Consider the following 17,574-nt stretch of genomic DNA (forward strand, 5'->3'; position numbering starts at 1 on the left):
CCAGCCAGTGGCTGGTTAATCTCCTGCTGTGTTGGGAGGATAAAAGGTATGGAGCGAGGGGAAAAGCATCTGAATTCACAACTGAGCTGTAGTGCTGAGTTATGTCACCTGCTATTGTTTGTGTAAATAAATGTAACATTTTGAAAGAAAACCTGCAACTTTTGTTCACATTCCAATTTATCCTTTGTTCTTTGTCCTTTGCTAATGACAAATGACTAATGACTAACTAGTGAGAAAAATGTATGCGCCCCAAGCCTGTGCTGCAACTGCTAAAAAAGTAGACCAAATGGGATGAGGGCTATGAATGGTTTTGCCACTTTGAGTTTCCAGGGTTTGGATATCGATCCAAGGTGTTGCTCCTCGGCGGAACCAACCTGTGACGATAATTTGTCTACCAATTAGATCCTGGTGATTAACTGGCTGTCCTAACCAAGAAACATGGTGTAATTTCACTAAACCTGCGCTCGATTGAAGGATTAAATCTTGCGCTAGGGAGTTGCTAGTGCCTTGACGACCTAATAATTTACCTACAAGACACACGCTGATACTATCAATTGGTAAGGCAGAAGGGTCAGCTAACAGGTTGGGTAGATAATCGTCAGTTTGCACAGTGGCAGGCTTAATATCGGGGAAGAAAGAATTAATCCTTATCAGTGTACCGATGCTAAAGCCAATCAGAAGGGAGCCTGTAATTAAAGACGAAGCATCGTATCCCCACTTTAAATTTAAAAACAACTTGAGTGCGAATACTAATTGCCAGGTTAGCCAAAAGAAACCTGCAAACAGAACCCCTAGAGGAATTCCCAACCAGGGGGCGATTTGTAATAAGAAAGACTGACGCTTAACTTTTGATGGAACGCTATCAAAATGTAGTTCGGTGTCTAGATGCCAGTGACGGGCTATTTGGCAGAGGCGTTCGATGCGATCGCCCATCAGGGGATGACTATTATTAATTGTAAACCATCGACGATAGGGATTGGCAGTATCCCACTTCAAAAAGGATTCAAAAGATAAATTACTGGCAATAGTGCCCAAAGAAAGGCTCTGTTGGTGGCTGACTGGTGTCAAGAGATTTAAGCTTTCTAGTTGCCAACTGGTTTCTTCCTCTTTTTGGATATCAGCTGCAATGCCAATGGCGATTTTGAGTAAAGCGCGAATCAGGGCATTGGGATTACCAGTAATTTCAGAGGCGACGCGATCGCTATAATAAAGCCGCAACCGCGACAACCACAATGCAGTCCCAGTCAGCAAACACCAAACTCCATAAACGATACTAGCCAGAATTGTCACCGGCCAACGCCAAATTTTCCCTGATATCTTATCTCCCCAGTTCGACACTTGCTGATATAACTGATGAATTGGTAGTGTCACCAGCAGCAACAAAGACATCACAGCAAAATCCCAGTGAGCAATATGCCCTAGCTGTGTGGCATAAATAATGGCGATTTCATCATCAGCTAGTTGCTCTAATAGCCCCTGACTTACAACAATCCTGGCATTACGTGGTAAACTACCATAAGTCAGGATAATTGGTGCAGCCATTGGTAAAATCCGCAGTTTGGGTAACGGCCAGTGCCTCTGTTGGCAACAACGTTGTAGCACCCGAACAGCTTCGCGGCTATGGGCATTCAATATATCTTTGGGAAATTCTCGCTGACCATACAAGTTCGCCAGTAGCAGATCCAGCAACCAAGGTGATACTCCGAGCAAAATCACCAATACTATTAGCAACAATTTAGTAGGGTTGCTGTATAAAAGCTGCAACGGCTCCAGATAAGGTAGTTTAACTAAAGTCTGGTTGATGAATCCCATTGCTAACTTGAGCATTTCCCGCATCACCCAAAACAGGGCTATAAATGTTCCTGCTGTTAGCAATCGTAAAGGGATTAATTTCGGTTTGCGTAGGGGTTGCCATGCTCTGGCGCGTTGTGCTTGTCGCCAATAAATAACGCCAAATAATTTAGCTTGGGTGCGGGTAACAGAACCCATGAAGCCGCTTAAGGGCACAGAGCCTGCTGCTGGCAATGGTGTCGCTACTGTAGCTTTGAGTTTAGCTAGTGGCACCATCGGCGGGGTTTCATTGCTCTTAGTTTCTATTACTTGATCTTTTGGTTCCTCTAATGTCGGAGTTTCCGGGGGAGTAACTGGGGTTGAATCTGGCGTTGAATCTGGCGTTGAATTATCAAAAGTAACAAATCCAGTTTCGACATTTTTTGATTCTCGATCGCGTTTTTGACGTTTTGTCAGGTGTTCGAGTGCGCGTGTTGCCCACTCTTGAACTTGCGGATTGTTACTCTCAATGAGATTCTGAGAAATAGCGATCGCTTTGGAGGCTTCTCCAATCCGTGCATAAGCCATCACTAAACCAACCTGGGCTTGTAAGCTAGCAGTACCATTACTTTGGCTGCTAGCAATAGGTTCTAGTTGAGCGATCGCTGTTTGGTAATTTCCCTGCTTGAGGGCAACTAAACCAGCCTCCAAAGACGGTTTGGCATGTGAAGGCATACAAATTCTGGCACTCCAATCTCTTCTAAGTGATCCACGTTTGTGCAAAAGCGCGAACCTCGGATGCCGTGGAAATCAACCGCGCTCAAGTTTTGCTTGTCAAGTGAATTATTTCTCCACTGGTTGTTGACTAGAAAAAACTGGAGCGATCGCGCTTAATTTTAACTCTGGATGGTCGCCCAGTAATTGTTGACAATTCCATTCGTTACGGAATAGCAACACTGGTCGTCCCATACTATCTTTAACTGTAGTGGTATTGAATATTCGTCCCACTTTTTCTAATGCTTCCCAACCACCCTCAACCCAACGGGCGACACTGTAGGGCAATAAATCTAATATGGTTTCTACACCATACTCGTTTTGTAAGCGAAATTGTACCACCTCGAATTGCAACTGACCCACCGCCGCCAAAATTGGATCGCGCTTGGCTTCATCAGTTGAATACATAATTTGCACAGCACCTTCTTCTCGCAATTCCGCAACGCCTTTTTGGAATTGTTTAGACTTCGAGGGGTTGGGATTCCTCAGAGATGCGAACAGTTCCGGCGAGAAATACGGAATCCCCTCATATTCGAGCTTTTGCCCCGTGTAAATTGTATCCCCGATCGCAAAAACACCAGGATTGTTCAAACCGATCACATCGCCAGGATAAGCCACATCAATCGATTCTCGCTCTTGAGCAAAGAGTTTTTGTGGGCGAGAAAGACGGATCAGTTTACCAATGCGGGCGTGATTCACCATCATATCTTTTTCAAACTTACCAGTGCAAACCCGGATAAATGCGACGCGATCGCGATGTTTCGGATCCATGTTCGCTTGCAGTTTGAAGACAAACCCCGAAAATTCTGGGTATGTAGGAGGAACTTCGCCAACACTACTGTAGTGAGAACCGGGTTTGAGGGCATAGTCGAGGAAGTACTTGAGGAATAACTCTACCCCAAAGTTGGTCATGGCGCTACCAAAGAACACAGGCGTCATTTTGCCTTCGTGTACCAGTTGCAAATCTAACTCTGGCCCAACGCCATCTAACAGTTCTAAATCATTTTTTAGTTGGTAGTATAAGCTTTGTTCTAGCTGATCTTCTATTCTCGGATCAGTTAATTCGACTATCGTATCACGGGCTTCTCGGCTGCCGTGGGCGCTGCGTTCAAACAGGTGAATTTGTTGCTTATGCCGATCAAAAATACCTTTAAAGCGATCGCCCATACCAATTGGCCAGTTGACCGCATAGGTTTGCAATCCCAATTCTTGCTCAATTTCATCCAAAAGTTCCAGAGGTTCTCTTCCTGGGCGATCGAGCTTGTTGATAAACGTAAAAATCGGGATACCGCGCAACTTACACACTTCAAATAATTTGCGGGTTTGGGGTTCCAGACCTTTTGCCGCATCAATCAACATCACTGCATTATCGGCGGCCGCAAGGGTGCGATAAGTATCTTCACTGAAGTCTTGGTGTCCCGGCGTGTCTAATAAATTTATCTGACAGTCCCGGTATTCAAATTGCAACACAGTGGAAGTAATAGAAATACCCCGTTGTTGTTCCATCGCCATCCAGTCAGAGGTAGCCTTACGCTGTGCCCTTCGCGCCTTAACCGCCCCAGCTTCATGAATTGCACCTCCGTATAGGAGGAGTTTTTCTGTTAGTGTAGTTTTACCTGCATCAGGGTGAGAAATAATTGCAAAGTTGCGGCGAAGTTCAACTGCTTGAATAAGTTCAGACTGAAGTTCAGTAGACATAATTGTATTTGTTTGTTAGCTTGCTTAATTTTTTTTGACTCTGGTAAGTCTTTTAATCTTAAGACAACGATGCTCGTGATAGGGTCGTAATATAACCAACAATCTGACTAAATAGGAGAAAGCAATGTACGACACAGACAAGCGAAAGCTTCTATCCGCCTTGTCGCATGGAGCCATTTTTTTCAGCACAACGGTGGTATCTGTAGGTATACCTATCGCCATTTTCTTTGTATCTGATGATCCTGTTGTTAAAGAAAACGCCAAAGAATCCATTAATTTCCACTTCAACGTCTGGCTTTATGGAGGAATTCTAGGAGCGCTGTTTTTTCTATTCGGTTGGTTAGTGTTACCTCTATTATTGTTAGGGCCATTAGCCGGTCTAGGATATATATTGCACTGGGGATTAACAATTTGGGCACTCATCAAAGTTTTTAGCAATCCTGATATACCCTTTCGTTATCCCTATATTTTCCGAGTTTTTTAACACAGATTATTGGGCATTGGGCATTGGGCATTGGGCATTGGTAATTGTCAGTTATTTACGTTTACCTCTGCGCCACTACCCTGCGGGAAGGCATTCGCGTAGCGTCTCGTAGAGAAGCGCCTATGCGTTTAAATTTCCACCCTCAATTCGCCACAATTTTGCCAACAAACAGTCTTATCATTTTGAATTTTGAATTGCTTACTATGTTGTTTTTTTTCCAGTCCGTCGGATAGATGCAACCAGGCTGTAGAATACAAAATTGCCCCACAACTTGATTAAGAGTAGGGCAAAGGACAGTTAAGCACTGTTTGTAGTCTGTCTGACGGCAGGAAAATTTTAGCCTGCTTTTGTGACGCTTTATTTTGTGTCCATTTGCGTTGTTTTTCTTCATAAAATTTTATGTTTCCTACACATCGCCCCCGTCGTCTGCGTACTCATCCTCAACTGCGCCGGATGGTTCGTGAAACTGTTTTGACAACAAGCGATTTAATTTACCCACTATTTGCTGTACCGGGTGAGGGAATCGCTAACGAAGTAAAATCGATGCCCGGAGTCTACCAACTTTCGGTAGATAAAATTGTCGAAGAGGCAAAAGAAGTTTACGACTTAGGAATTCCTTCTATTATTTTATTTGGTATTCCGGCTGATAAAGATGTGGATGCCACTGGTGCTTGGCATGATTGCGGTATCGTCCAAAAAGCTGCGACTGCGGTAAAAGCAGCAGTTCCAGATTTGATTGTAATTGCTGATACTTGTTTATGTGAGTATACCAGTCACGGTCATTGTGGTTATTTACAAACTGGTGATTTAACAGGACGAGTTTTAAATGATCCAACTCTGGAATTGTTGAAAAAAACAGCAGTTTCGCAAGCAAAAGCTGGTGCTGATATCATCGCACCTTCTGGAATGATGGATGGCTTTGTCCAGGCAATTCGTCAGGGTTTGGATGAAGCCGGATTTCAAGATACGCCGATTTTGTCTTATGCTGCTAAGTATGCTTCGGGTTATTATGGCCCATTTCGGGATGCAGCAGACTCGACACCGCAATTTGGGGACAGAAGAACTTACCAAATGGATCCAGGTAACGCCCGCGAAGCGATTAAAGAAATTGAACTGGATATCGCTGAAGGTGCGGATATGCTCATGGTTAAGCCAGCCTTGGCATACATGGACATTATCTGGCGGGTGAAAGAAGCGAGTAACTTACCAGTTGCGGCTTACAATGTTTCTGGTGAGTATGCGATGGTAAAAGCTGCGGCTCTCAATGGTTGGATTGATGAGGAGCGCGTGGTTATGGAAACTTTAACTGGGTTTAAACGAGCTGGGGCAGATTTGATTTTGACTTACCATGCCAAAGATGCGGCACGATGGTTAAAGTAGGGGCAAAGGCTGGCTAATCTTACAAGCGAGTAAAACTTTGGTTGAAAGGCGGGGTGGACACCCTGAACATCTGCTGCAAGATGTACCAATGGATTTATGGAAACGCTCAAACCGTAAGAAAGCGATCGCTCAATATCTTAACAACCGTCACCCATGACCTACTATCCGCTTATACTTGCGGATAGCAGGTTCTTATTCATATCCAACATGCTCTTAAGACAGGGTGAGGTTATTCAAGATTTTTGGCTAATTCAATGACTTGTGTGTATATCAACTTTTAGAAAAACCGCAAATTTCAATTTCTTCTTAGCTAAAACTATCTTTCAATATCTTGCAGAGAACACATTTACTATTTACTTTTGATACCTAATTACAGCAAAGATAACTAATCCCTGACTTCATGTTACTCCTATACCTAAAATGCGTAGGCGCAGCCCGCCGCAGGCATCGCCAATATTTAGGTGCAGAACTAAAAATCTAATGCTGCGACAAAAACTTCATCTTATGCAAGGTTTTAGGAGAAATTTTCCCAACATTGGGCAACTAATTGGCTCAACCAGCGACGTTGTTGCTGATCCAGCAGTGGATCATCTGCTAGCAACTGAGCGGTTAATTCTTCCAAAGATTGACCCTGAGCGCGGACAATTTTAATTACTCCAGCGATCGCACTGGCAACTAGTTCTTCATCAATCGGCTGTTGTCGTAAGGCAACAATTTCCTGGGGACTGTCTGGAATGGGATAATTCATGGCGTGGGTTTACAGAAATACAAAATGAACAATAAATTTGACAAATTCTTAAAATTTCTTCACTGAATCTTTACGAAAGTAATAGGGCGGAGTTTACCTTACTTTGTGCCTTCATAAAATCTGTCTTGGTGAGTAGATTGATCGGAGATGTCAGGAAACGATGAGAGAAATTCTTTATTTAGAAGTTCCAACTTCGGATATAGCAACTGTGCGTAGCTGGTTACAAACAGAGTTTGAACCCGGAAATGGAGAAAAAGTGCTTACCTCGGAAGGCTTTCGCCTCAAAATCCCCACTGCAACTACAACTGCTACCGGGACTATTTCCGAAAACTTGCCTGCGGAACTTTCGGTATTTGTCTGGTCGGTACAACGAACTACTTATCTGAAAGTGTTTCGTTGGGCAGAACAACCCTTTCCCAAAGAGGGGCAGATTTTGCAACGCCTAACCAAAGAAATCAGAAGCCGTTTTCCGCATCATTACCCAGAACCGCCGGCAATTGATTTATCTAAGCAATCAATATTTGCAGCACTAGGCTCTGCTTACCCCCTTACCGTCAAGTATTTTCAGAAAATGCCTAACGGTGAATACGATCTAACGCGTGCCTATTGGTGGGAACAACGATGGCGCGAAGGGGTACGGAATCCGCAGCAGCCTCGTCAGGTAGTATTTTCCAGTCAAGGGGATAGGGGAGCAGGAAGCAGGGAGCAGGGGGAAAATTTCTCTCCTCTGCACCCTGCACCCTGCCCCCTTGCCTCTTCCCCCTTATCTCCGACCTATGACATCATCTACATCGGTGGCGCACTAGGCGCAATTCATGCAGCACTGATGGCAAAACTCGGCTATAAAGTCCTGCTGGTGGAACGAATGCCCTTTGGGCGGATGAACCGAGAATGGAATATTTCCCGCGATGAGATTCAAAGCTTAGTTAACCTGGGTTTACTCACCCCCGCTGAGTTAGAAACCATCATTGCCAGGGAATACAAAGACGGATTCAATAAGTTTTTTGATGCTAATAATCCATCCAAATTGCGATCGCCTGTCCTCCACACACCCACAGTCCTAAATTTAGGCTTAGATTCCGAAAAATGGCTCCAAATGTGTGGGCAAAAACTGCAAGCGGCAGGCGGTGAAATCTGGGATGAAACAGAGTTTATCCGTGCAGATATTGATATATCACAAGTACTTCTGAAAGTCAAGCACTTACCCAGTCAAGTTGAGAAGCAAGTAAGTGGACGACTGTTAATTGATGCAATGGGAACTGCATCGCCCATCGCTTGGCAATTAAATGGTGGTCGTGCTTTTGATAGCGTATGTCCGACAGTGGGAGCGGCAATTGAGAGCGGATTTGAGCCGGAAGTATGGGATTCCCAATATGGGGACGTTCTTTACAGTCATGGCGATATCTCGCGGGGAAGACAGCTGATTTGGGAACTGTTTCCTGGGGCAGATGATGAACTGACGATTTATTTATTTCATTATCATGAGGTCAATGCTGAAAATCCCGGTTCCTTGCTAGAGATGTACGAGGACTTTTTCACGATTTTGCCAGAGTATCGCAGGTGCGATATGGACAAATTGGTGTGGAAGAAACCGACATTTGGATATATACCGGGACATTTTAGTGTGGGAAGTAGCGATCGCACAGTTGCCTTTGATCGATTGATTGCGATCGGTGATGCAGCATCACTTCAGTCTCCCCTCGTCTTCACCGGTTTTGGTTCGCTAGTTCGCAACTTAGAGCGTTTAACAACCCTGTTAGATACTGCTCTCAAACATGACTTGTTGAGTTTCCGCCACTTGAACCAAATTCGTGCTTACCAAAGCAACGTTTCCGTGACTTGGCTATTTTCCAAAGGCATGATGGTACCCACAGGGAAATTTTTACCACCCCAACGGATTAACTCCATGCTCAACACCTTCTTTGGACTGTTAGCAGACGAACCCCAAGAAGTAGCAGATAACTTCATTAAAGATAGGTGTGATTGGTTAACCTTTAATCGGCTAGCACTTAAAGCAGCTAGAAGAAATCCTGCCTTACTTTTATGGATTTGGGAACTTGCTGGCCCCAGAGATTTAGGACGATGGCTTGGTAGTTATTTCAACTTCGGTCGTCATGCCCTAGTTGGTGCTTTGCTGAGTCCGTGGTTCGGGCGCTTCTTGAACCGAGTAGGTTTGTGGCTAGAACCTCGGAATCCGAGTTTATGGTTGTGGCTGCTAGCGATTAATTATGCGATCGCCACAGGCAAACCGCGATCGCGCGCTCAAGTAGAAAAAGCCAACCCAGAAGCCATAATTCCAAAGTCAGAAGCAAGGATTCTTAATTAGTCATTAGTCATTAGTATTAGACAAATGACTAATGACAACTAACTATTGACTCTTGGGGCGAAAATTTGGCAGTTCCACAGATGCTAATGATTTACGCCCCTTGGGTGGACGCTGAGGATAAACCACTGGTGAAGGTGAACTTGTATCATTAGTGTTATCACCTAATGACTCTGGAGACAAATCAGTTGCCGATAATTCCAACTGTGTCAATTGTGAAACTTCTGACCAATAATCTTCAGTTCCTTCAGGCGGCGTCTCAGTGTGAGGTGAAGTAGAAGAAACTGGTAAGTCATTGGCTGGTGAGACTACAGAATCTATTGTCCAAGAAGTGGAGGTAGTTGTAGGAGAATTAGTTTCTGCTGCCAACTGCTCCTCCTGTGGATTTTCTAATTCCTGATCGTCTTCTAAGATTGTTGCTAAAGTCTCCCAAATAGGTGCATCACCCTGATTACTATCCATATTCGTTTTTGCCGCAGGTGGTGGTGATCCAGATGCTGGCTGGGAGGTGAAAAACATTTGGATGAGACTATCTAATTGCTGATCTAAATTTGATGACCCTGAAGTTGAAACAGCTTCCGGTGTTTCTGTGGGATCATCAATTTTTGGAGAATAACTCGATTCTGCTGGTGTTGAAGGATTTTCCTTAACTGACCAGTTCCAAGAAGATGATGGCGTCGGAGTCGGTTCATTTCTTTGGAATGGGATTGGTGCTGACGGTTCGCCCCAAGAATTATCTAGATCATCAGTCAGGGATTCTGGTTCTGCTGACCAAGGTTGAATTGGCTGGGCGTTAGGAAACAAAGATCGAGCTTTTCTAGAGAATCTTCCTTGCTTACTAGTTATATCTTTGGGATGTTTTGCAGTATCTTCTAGGGAGTCATAGTTAGGAACCGATGTATCTAAACATTTTTCCAAAGCTGCTTTAAATTGCAGCGTCTGGCGTTGTTGTCGCATCAGTCTAGTACGTAACTCCCGACAAACAGTTTCTGATTGCAATAACTGCTGAGACTGTTCGCTGCTGTTGGTGTGTAACAACGTACATTCTCGCTCTAACTGGGCAAGGCGTTGTTGGCTGATTTGTAGCTGTGCTTTATAACTTTCAGTGAGAATTTCCTGGTGTTGAACAGTTTGTACAGCAGTTTCTAATTTTTGAAATAGGGATTTTATTTGTTCTTGAGCCGCAGCCAGTTCTTGAGCGTGTTGATTGAGCATCGACTCACTAACGCTAGAACGAGTTTTCTGCCACTGTAAAACCTTTTCTGACTCAGCTAGGTTATCTTTTAGCTGCTCCACTTGTTCATACAAGTTATTGTTAGCTGCACGCAATTCTTCGTTCAATGCCAGCAGGTTCTGAAATTCTGAGTCAATAAGTGCTTGTTTGCCGCTTTCAGGCTCTGCAACCCAGTCTTGCTGGGTGGTATCTTTTGAAAATTGTGTATCTTCAGCTGGCATGAGGAGTGGCAGTTTGCTGACTGTCATATTGTCATTAGGCACAACTGAGTAAAACGGACAACTCGCCTGCTCCGATTGTGGCGAATTAGCAGAATTTAGGGATTCCATCACAACCCCCTTGTTTGAGGTGTTAGCTTCATTCATCACTCTTGACTCACCTGCTTAAAAATATTCAGCAGTGCTGGCATTCGCATTGCTTATTAACTGTGTCTAATCAGGGTTTGCTCTAGAAGCTAAGTTTAACTCTCTCCAAGCGCCAGCAATTAATCATCAATTGGTGTTCCCTATTTTGTATCTAGACTGATGCCGTTATAACACTATGATGCTCTCGCCCGTCAAGAAGAGACGGAAGGGGAATTTGGGCCGCCTTTGGAGATAGGCGGCAGAGAAGAGAAACCCAATGTTTAAAAACTGAACTGTCTTGGCTGATGAAGTTTTCTACATGAAAAAACTGCCTCACCACATAAATTATTGTCTATAATCGCATCCAACTTAATATATAAAAGAAAAATGTATTCCTCAATACATTTTTAGGCTGAGTTTTTTATTACTTAGGATAGATGTCAGTACAAGTATCTACTATTCAATAATCATTCTGTAAGACTTACGCATTGACAGAGACAACTAACTGCGAGTTACCTCTAGTTACAGGCAGAGCCTTGTAATGCTCTTGTAGAAAGTAGAGCCTCCTAGTTTTACGGAAGGCATAGCCTGGGAACTTGGCAGAGTATGAATTTTAGCTTAAAAAGATTACCACCCAGATGATGGTCAATATGTAAAGTACTTAAGTACTATTCTGTTATTTTGGGCGATCGCTATTTCATGTCAGCAAACAAACAAGAGCTTCTGCTAGACCTGAAATATTAGGCAACCATGACAATTACGGATAAATACGTAGACATGTATAGTAAATAGGTAGCAATTTACTTAAGTAAAATAATAAAATTTTTTTAAAGAATAATCTCAACTTGAACCGGGGTTTTTTCTAAGTAAATACAGTCCTAATAAGCAATTTCAAGCTTAGTTGGGGAGAGCTTTCGCTAATAACCTGCCTTCAATGTGTCAAGTTTATTTAATGACTACAAGAAAATTGTGTAAAGTATACTTAGCTACTTGTGAATTCAAAAATACATAGTATACTAAATAACTAAATACATAAAATACTTAAGTAATATCGCGGATACAGTTTTTAATTCATCTATTAAATAATAATTGGAATAACCGAGTTATCCACTAGGTAATACAACAGAAATAACACATATAAATTATGCAGCACGTAAACAAAATGCCATTACAAAAACAAGCACAAAATATTTCTCTTGAGTCCGAACTATTTAGCATTCCTATGGGGGACTACCAAAAGTTTTACTGTCAGCGATTCCTAGAGGCGACAAAACTTGACTACACAATGGCGGGTCATCCATCGAGTGCTTTTTGGGTTATGAATTCTATCAAAGTTAATGAGAGTGAAAAAGACACGCACTTTCTATTTGTTTCAGAGGGTCAAGTTACCCTCAATAGCACTAACGGAGAGTTCTTATTGCGAAAAAACTGCTTTGCCGCAGTTCCAGGGAACTTTTCTTTAGATGGTATAGGAAAAGTGTTAGTCGCAACACGACTCAACTACACTGGACTTTTCACAATTGGGGGGCCTATTGAACCATTAGGGCGATTGAATTATATTGATGGCTGCTCTTCAACGGTTCTGATTAATCCTTTAAGACGTGGAGAACCCTGCTTAAATTTCCTCTACGTTCCTCCAGGTGTATCGCAAACTCCCCATACCCATCCCTCATTGCGGATTGGGCTTGTCGCTGCGGGTGGTGGAACTTGTCAGGTAGACGAAGGAACCTTCAAAATGGAGCCGGGAACGGTTTTCTGTCTTCCAGAAAACAAGTTACATAGCTTCAGTGCAATTGATGATTCCTTAAGAATTATTATCTATCATCCAGATTCTGATGTAGGCCCCACTGATGATTCCCATACGATGCTGAATAATACTTTTGTTGGAGAAAAGTCAGCCAAAGTTCTGGATGCGATTAGAACCAAATAACCATGCTCATCAGGTTTGCCTTTTCATTTGAGTATTGTAAAGGCAATATTGTGTTATCAATAGCAGTTTTCACATCAGTGGAACACAACTTTTATGATGAAGCCAACTTGACTAAATGAGTATCTCTGATTTATGCAACTGTAAATTACTATATATCTGCTCTAGGAGTGCTAATGATTTTGCTAACAAGCGATACTGAAACAAAGCCGACACAGGCAATGCGACAGGCGATCGCCACTGCTGAAGTTGGAGATGAGCAAAAAGGAGAAGATCCGACCGTTAACCAACTACTAGAAAGGGTTGCAGATTTACTAGGCAAAGAAGCCGCTCTTTTCTTTGCTTGTGGAACCATTTGCAACTTTGTGGCAATCAAGACCCATACTCGCCCTGCTGATGTGGTGCTAGTAGAACAGATGGCACACATTATTCGAGCTGAATCGGGGGGTGCAGCGATGACTTCTGGTGTGCTGATGGAACCGATCGCCAGCGATCGAGGAATTTTTACAGTCAATGCTCTGGCTCAATCACTTGAAAGAGTCGCAATTGCTCCTTATCTTTACTCTGCAATTCCCCGCTTATTGTGTGTAGAGCAAACCCACAATTTTGGAGGGGGTTCGGTTTGGCGGCTTAATGAACTACGTGAGGTTTGCGAGTTCTCCCGTCAAAAAGGTTTAGCTACCCACATGGACGGGGCACGACTTTTAAATGCAGTTGTTGCATCTCAAACTCCAGCCAAGGATTTTGCTGCCTGTGTTGATTCTGTCTGGATTGACTTTACTAAAGGACTAGGCGCACCAATCGGTGCTGTTCTTGCAGGTACACGGGAATTCATTGCTGAAGCACGTCGATATAAACACATTTTTGGTGGCGCAATGCGTCAAGCTGGCATTGTCGCAGCAGGTTGTCTTTATGCCCTTGACCATCATGTTGAACGTCTACAAGAAGACCACGACAACGCAACTTATCTGGCTCAACGACTGAGTGAAATTGAAGGAATTACAGTTCGAGATTCAAAACCTGAGACAAACATTGTTTTCTTTGATGTTTCAAGATTAGGACTCGACAAAGCGATGTTTCTCACTCTGTTACAGGAGCATGATGTAAAAATGGGAGCCGTTGGTCATTCTATTCGAGCAGTCACTCATTTAGATGTTTCGCGGGCTGATCTCGATTTGGCAGTTGATGCTATTTCCAAAATTGCGAAATTATCGTCGCACAAGATAATGGAGTAGCATTCCCCTACTCAAAATTCTTAACCATTCTGTTTTATACTCTCTTGCTCCCTGCTCCCTTCTCGTTGCCTCTATTTCAAGGTAGCCACCGGGGATGAAATCCGGCTAAGGGGAGTTGTTCTGGTCTAATTTCAACAGTCGCAGCATCAGCGATGGGTAACAGAGGCATTAACCACAGACTACTAGTAGCAATAACATCTCCATCATCAGTTTTCAAAGTGTTTGTAGGTAATGATGCTGGTGGGTTTGCTTGCGGTACTACTTGATCAAATAACAAGCCCAAACCATCAGATGATAAACTCATTTGCACATTTCGTTGAGCGGGAGGCAGTACTAGCAGTGGTTTCTGTTGCCCAGTTTTCAGATCAATTGCCACGACATAAGGCTGTTCTATGTATTGTTCTTTGGATACTAGCTGTGTCAGCAAACAATAGAGGGTGGGTGAGGCAATATCAAATTGGCAGCTGAGAATTGAGCCTGTTGTTTTTAATAGTTGTTTCTGTACGCCTTGGTTTGTCACTAAAAACAAATCTCGCGTGTAATCTGTATTAAACTTTACCATTGCTGCTTGAGAGCCATCTTTAGAGAAAGCCTGTACTAAACCAAACTGCGGCAGAAAATCTAGGGGTTTCCTGGCATCACCTTGCAGTGGTAAGATAGCTGCTCCCTGTCCTTGGGCAACTGCTACGGCTTGACTATCTGGTGTGATCATAAAGTCTCCCCCAGGTTGGCTTTGCAGACGTTTAGGGGTGGGTTTTTCTGCTGAACCGTTACTGGTTGCTGGCATAAACCATAGTCCAAAGTCGCCGGGATTACTTTTATTGCCCCGTTGAATCACAATAGTTTGCCCATCAGGTGATAAGTCAAATTTCAGGTTTTGATAATTTTTACTATCTAAAACTAAGTCAACTTTGCTTGCTGGTTCTACTTCTTGCCCAGATTTACCAGGAACGCCTGTTGTCACTGTGTACAGTTGGGCTGAAAGTAAGTCTTGGTTTTTAGCCGCGCGAGCCGAAAATAAAATTTTCCCACCATCAGGAAAGGACTCAAAGTCAATTACTATCAGGTCTTGAGGGGTAAGTAGCCTTTTTTGCTCTTGGGTTAAGTTGTAAAGAACTAATCGTCCCTGTTCTTCTTTATCAGTTCCTATGTAAAGGATGACGCGATCGCGTGTACGAAAGCTACCAACAAAGGGCTGTATCACCCGATTTTTACCTTCTTGCTGGGCAAACTTATCTTTGGCTCCTTGTAACTGCACTTTATAATTTGTGCCATAAGGTGCTGGTGTCAACAGCGTATAAACCATCCGCCGCCCAGCCCAACTGAATTTACCTGCTAGGGGTGGCTCGATTTTCAAGTTATCTTCTACGCTTTTTACTTCCATTGGGCGGCTGAAGGTGAGGGTGAAAGAATTATCTTCTGCTCCAATTTGTTGATTTTGCCAGGTAAATTCCCGGACACGAGCAGTCACCACATCACCTTGCAATATAATTAACCCAATCAGCACACTCAGCAGTAGCATTAGTGCGATCGCTATCCGATCTAGTGGTTGAATAAATGCTTTAGAGTTCGTCATTTGTGATTTGTCATTTATCATTAGTTATTAGTTATTTGTCATCAACAAATAACTAATAACTATAAGGATTTTGGGGTTGAGGAATCTTTTTGAGAGAGGTAGCGGCAATAGTGAGTTGGCGTTTACCTGCCAAATTTTCTGTTACCATTTGTCCTTCTACTTCCAGCCAGGCATCAGGCGAATAAGCTTCTTGATTGTTTGGAAGTTTGACGGGTAATCCTACAGGGTAAGCATCTGCTGCACAGCAAGTTAAAACAAATCGCGCTAAGAACAAATATTCTTTTCCGATATCTGGCGGGTGGATGACAAATCCCTGCACCTTGACTTTTTGTCCGGTATATGTATCTGGCTCTGGATAGACATTGACAGTGCGTACCCAGTCTACAAGCGATCGCTCCTCTGGAAGAACAGTAGCTCGAAAGGCTTGGGGTTTGACGCGTGTACTTCCCAATAAATCAGCCGTCACACCCCTTTGGAGTGCTTTGTCACTAGCAAAAACTTGCGGTGTAATGATAAAACCTATAATTGCTGTAGTTAATAACAAAGTACTGCCCCAACCAGGGGGAAATAAACTAATATGCTGGGTATTTGACGTAACATCACGGCGACGTTGTTGCGAAAGTTCCTGCATTTTAAATAAACCAATAATGATGAAGCTGATACCAGTCACGACCGCCAACCAAATGTAATTTGGGTGAATTAACAGGTTCAGCTTGTTAGTTAGCCAATATCTCAACATCAAAATTCCCCAAGCTGTAATTGCTAGAGCATCCAGCCAAGGGAATAACAGATTAGGAATTTTAGATTTGGAATTTTTGTTAGCCATTAGTCATTAGTCGTTGGTCATTGGTCATTGGTCATTGGTCACTTGTACTGAGCGACTTGCCTTGAGCGTTCGCGTAGCGTCTCGTAGAGAAATCGAAAGGAGTCGAGTATTGGTTCTTAACAAACGACAAAGGACAAATGACAAATAACAAATAGTTTTTTAAAAGACGTGTAAATTCAGAAACAGGGTGAATACAAATGTCAACTGTGCTGCTAAAGCAAATAAGTAAAAGATAGTTTTGGGTTTAAAAATAGATAACATCAAACCAACACTTTTGATGTCAATCATTGGGCCAAACACCAGAAATGCCAACAATGAACCACTGCTAAAGGTTGAGGCAAAAGATAGTGCAAAGAAAGAATCGACTGTAGAACAAATTGACACCACTACTGCTAATATCAGCATGACCACAATTGAAGTAATGGGGCCAGCACCCAAACTGAGAATTAATTCACGGGGAGCTAGCACTTGAATAGCAGCCGCGATCGCACTTCCTACAATCATCACTCCGCCTAATTCTCGTAATTCTTGGACGCTATTATCCACAACTAGGCGCAGTTTAGCTGCAAGCGGTTTATCGGAGGTAGTGATTAAGGTAGGTGGTACTAAATTCGCATCTATTCGCAGAGGTATACCTGCTTTTCCTCCTAAGATATAAGTACCGGATTGTAACAGATTCGGTACTGTTGCTTCCTGTTGTACTTGCGAACGTTTACCACGGCGCTTGGTTTCTGGCTGTGCGGGTGGATTAAACTTCATATACCGAGCGATCGCAGGTTGGACTATGGGATTTAAGTCCTTTTGAAAACTAAAAACAAACCCGATAATTGTGGCAATTGCAAGAGAAAATACGACTCGTAAGACCACTATTTCTGGCTGATCTCGAAATGCTGTCCAAGTTGCCCAAATTACAATTGGGTTAATTGTTGGTGCTGCTAGCAAAAAGCCAATTGCTACTGGCATGGGTACTCCCTGAATTAGGAACCGCCGCGCTACTGGTACATTCCCACACTCACACACCGGAAATAAAAAGCCGATCATGCTGCCAACTAAAGCACCCAGCAATGGATTTTTGGGCATTTTTTCTACTAATTTGCGCTCATCAACAAAAAACAGCAGCAAACTGGAGAATAAAACCCCAAGAAGCAAAAAAGGCATCGCCTCGACTAGCAGACTTAGAAATATAGTAAAACCATTGTTCAGTTGATTCATGGGCGTCGCAGTCAAAAGCGGTTTTTAGTTTTAGGGTTCTGCC

General features: G+C 43.1%; 12 protein-coding genes. 5 read left to right on the top strand and 7 right to left on the bottom strand.

Annotation, left to right across the window (positions count from 1 at the left end):
* Positions 1-222: 222 nt before the first annotated feature.
* Positions 223-2,505 (bottom strand): M48 family metalloprotease, encoded by a 2,283-nt coding sequence (locus V7K25_RS07825; protein ID WP_335156669.1) that lies wholly within the window; start codon positions 2,503-2,505, stop codon positions 223-225.
* A 108-nt stretch (positions 2,506-2,613) separates the two neighbouring features.
* The gene (gene prfC / locus V7K25_RS07830) at positions 2,614-4,242 is read right to left on the bottom strand and encodes a peptide chain release factor 3 (RefSeq protein WP_335156671.1); all 1,629 of its coding nucleotides are present in this window, start codon (positions 4,240-4,242) and stop codon (positions 2,614-2,616) included.
* Between the two features lie 124 nt (positions 4,243-4,366).
* Between prfC and V7K25_RS07835 the strand changes: the two genes are divergently transcribed.
* Positions 4,367-4,726, top strand: a complete 360-nt coding sequence (locus V7K25_RS07835; RefSeq protein WP_335156672.1) for a DUF4870 domain-containing protein — start codon at positions 4,367-4,369, stop codon at positions 4,724-4,726.
* A gap of 399 nt (positions 4,727-5,125) precedes the next feature.
* Positions 5,126-6,106 (top strand): porphobilinogen synthase, encoded by a 981-nt coding sequence (gene hemB / locus V7K25_RS07840; protein ID WP_109011263.1) that lies wholly within the window; start codon positions 5,126-5,128, stop codon positions 6,104-6,106.
* 514 nt (positions 6,107-6,620) lie between these two features.
* On the opposite strand, the gene V7K25_RS07845 is transcribed toward hemB, so the two are convergent.
* Positions 6,621-6,854: a hypothetical protein gene (locus V7K25_RS07845; RefSeq protein ID WP_229553634.1), complete on the bottom strand. Its 234-nt coding sequence runs from the start codon at positions 6,852-6,854 to the stop codon at positions 6,621-6,623.
* Between the two features lie 160 nt (positions 6,855-7,014).
* On the opposite strand from V7K25_RS07845, the gene V7K25_RS07850 reads away from it, so the two are divergent.
* Positions 7,015-9,180, top strand: coding sequence for an NAD(P)/FAD-dependent oxidoreductase (locus tag V7K25_RS07850; RefSeq protein WP_335156674.1), 2,166 nt, complete (start codon positions 7,015-7,017; stop codon positions 9,178-9,180).
* A gap of 42 nt (positions 9,181-9,222) precedes the next feature.
* Here the strand turns inward: V7K25_RS07850 and V7K25_RS07855 are convergent, their stop codons facing one another.
* Positions 9,223-10,776, bottom strand: coding sequence for a hypothetical protein (locus V7K25_RS07855; RefSeq protein ID WP_335156676.1), 1,554 nt, complete (start codon positions 10,774-10,776; stop codon positions 9,223-9,225).
* A 1,141-nt stretch (positions 10,777-11,917) separates the two neighbouring features.
* On the opposite strand from V7K25_RS07855, the gene V7K25_RS07860 reads away from it, so the two are divergent.
* Complete coding sequence (locus V7K25_RS07860) at positions 11,918-12,685, top strand: cupin domain-containing protein (protein ID WP_335156678.1); 768 nt, start codon at positions 11,918-11,920, stop codon at positions 12,683-12,685.
* Between the two features lie 173 nt (positions 12,686-12,858).
* Entirely contained in the window at positions 12,859-13,917 is a 1,059-nt protein-coding gene (locus tag V7K25_RS07865; RefSeq protein ID WP_335156680.1) for a threonine aldolase family protein, read from the top strand.
* A gap of 76 nt (positions 13,918-13,993) precedes the next feature.
* Here V7K25_RS07865 and V7K25_RS07870 read toward each other — a convergent pair whose 3' ends face one another.
* The 3 genes from V7K25_RS07870 to V7K25_RS07880 form a co-directional block, all read right to left on the bottom strand.
* A complete protein-coding gene (locus V7K25_RS07870) occupies positions 13,994-15,493 on the bottom strand; it encodes an Ig-like domain-containing protein (RefSeq protein ID WP_335156682.1) in 1,500 nt (499 codons plus the stop codon).
* 52 nt (positions 15,494-15,545) lie between these two features.
* Complete coding sequence (locus tag V7K25_RS07875) at positions 15,546-16,319, bottom strand: TIGR03943 family putative permease subunit (protein WP_335156684.1); 774 nt, start codon at positions 16,317-16,319, stop codon at positions 15,546-15,548.
* A 159-nt stretch (positions 16,320-16,478) separates the two neighbouring features.
* Positions 16,479-17,531 (bottom strand): permease, encoded by a 1,053-nt coding sequence (locus tag V7K25_RS07880; protein ID WP_335156732.1) that lies wholly within the window; start codon positions 17,529-17,531, stop codon positions 16,479-16,481.
* Positions 17,532-17,574: the final 43 nt, after the last annotated feature.

This window comes from Nostoc sp. (assembly GCF_036919495.1).
In the GTDB taxonomy this organism is placed as follows: domain Bacteria; phylum Cyanobacteriota; class Cyanobacteriia; order Cyanobacteriales; family Nostocaceae; genus Nostoc.

Excerpts from the sequence above, each read along its gene's own strand:
- V7K25_RS07880 (WP_335156732.1), bottom strand. The coding sequence starts at position 17,531 with ATGAATCAACTGAACAATGGTTTTACTATATTTCTAAGTCTGCTAGTC.
- V7K25_RS07855 (WP_335156676.1), bottom strand. The coding sequence starts at position 10,776 with ATGAATGAAGCTAACACCTCAAACAAGGGGGTTGTGATGGAATCCCTA.
- V7K25_RS07835 (WP_335156672.1), top strand. The coding sequence starts at position 4,367 with ATGTACGACACAGACAAGCGAAAGCTTCTATCCGCCTTGTCGCATGGA.
- hemB (WP_109011263.1), top strand. The coding sequence starts at position 5,126 with ATGTTTCCTACACATCGCCCCCGTCGTCTGCGTACTCATCCTCAACTG.
- V7K25_RS07865 (WP_335156680.1), top strand. The coding sequence starts at position 12,859 with ATGATTTTGCTAACAAGCGATACTGAAACAAAGCCGACACAGGCAATG.
- prfC (WP_335156671.1), bottom strand. The coding sequence starts at position 4,242 with ATGTCTACTGAACTTCAGTCTGAACTTATTCAAGCAGTTGAACTTCGC.
- V7K25_RS07850 (WP_335156674.1), top strand. The coding sequence starts at position 7,015 with ATGAGAGAAATTCTTTATTTAGAAGTTCCAACTTCGGATATAGCAACT.
- V7K25_RS07825 (WP_335156669.1), bottom strand. The coding sequence starts at position 2,505 with ATGCCTTCACATGCCAAACCGTCTTTGGAGGCTGGTTTAGTTGCCCTC.
- V7K25_RS07875 (WP_335156684.1), bottom strand. The coding sequence starts at position 16,319 with ATGGCTAACAAAAATTCCAAATCTAAAATTCCTAATCTGTTATTCCCT.
- V7K25_RS07870 (WP_335156682.1), bottom strand. The coding sequence starts at position 15,493 with ATGACGAACTCTAAAGCATTTATTCAACCACTAGATCGGATAGCGATC.
- V7K25_RS07860 (WP_335156678.1), top strand. The coding sequence starts at position 11,918 with ATGCCATTACAAAAACAAGCACAAAATATTTCTCTTGAGTCCGAACTA.
- V7K25_RS07845 (WP_229553634.1), bottom strand. The coding sequence starts at position 6,854 with ATGAATTATCCCATTCCAGACAGTCCCCAGGAAATTGTTGCCTTACGA.